Source organism: Collinsella sp. CLA-ER-H10, from assembly GCF_040092475.1.
Taxonomy (GTDB): domain Bacteria; phylum Actinomycetota; class Coriobacteriia; order Coriobacteriales; family Coriobacteriaceae; genus Collinsella.
In genome coordinates, this window is record NZ_JBBNLM010000054.1 from 1 (window position 1) to 833 (window position 833).

2 protein-coding genes are annotated in these 833 nt (G+C 55.1%); both read left to right on the forward strand.

The features are described from left to right. The coding region (locus AAAX36_RS09460; protein ID WP_349075296.1) for an ATP-binding cassette domain-containing protein at positions 1–511 on the forward strand (511 nt) is incomplete at its 5' end. Next, the coding region (locus AAAX36_RS09465; protein WP_349075298.1) for a hypothetical protein at positions 504–833 on the forward strand (330 nt) is incomplete at its 3' end. The genes AAAX36_RS09460 and AAAX36_RS09465, both read left to right, overlap by 8 nt.

The following is an 833-nucleotide window of genomic DNA, read 5'->3' on the forward strand; positions in this document are numbered from 1 at the left end:
GGCAGACGGAATCTGCCAGCGTCGATCAGCCGAATTTGCAGAACTCGTCTACCTGAGCTCTTCGGGCAGCGCGGATCTCTATCCCACGCTATCGGCCATCGAGCACCTTGCTTTCGTTAGGGAGGCGTGGAAATCGGCCGCCGACATCGACTCGCTCTGCAGCTCCCTCGGAATCTCCCCATATCTCGACAAGCCGACCCGTAAACTCTCGACAGGAATGAAGCAGCAGGTAAAGCTTGCCATGGCGATATCGACCGGTTGCCCGTACCTCATCCTCGATGAACCGCTGAACGGCCTCGATCCGGGAAAGCGGAAAACCTCCTGCGACGCGATGCGCAGCGAAGTGGCGCGGGGACGCAGCGTGCTCATTTCAAGCCATCTGCTCGACGACCTGGCAGACCTCACCAACTCGTTCTACTTCATCGAGGCCGGCACGCTCGTGGAAAAGATCAAGTCGTCCTCGCAGACGCTCAAGCAGGAATACCTCGATACATACGAAGGAGGTGAATGACATGATAGGCAGGAGCTATGCAAAGATAGCGATTGTTGGCTTTGTACTTTGTCTTGCAATGGTGCTATGTGCATCATTTGCGAGGTATAGGTCCGAGCAGTCGTTCATCGATGGCGCTGAAAATGGGTTTGGCATAGACGGGATGTATGTCAACGATGGCGCGACCAGGCCGTCTATGGCGATTCTTGCAGGCGAAGACATGGAATGGCAAATCTGTAATGACGATGGCTCTTGTCTGAGTGGTCGTTTGGCCGCAACGAGCGACCCGAATTCGTTCGATCTTCTCGACAATGATGGATCGGATTGCGGTTCAGTTCACCTG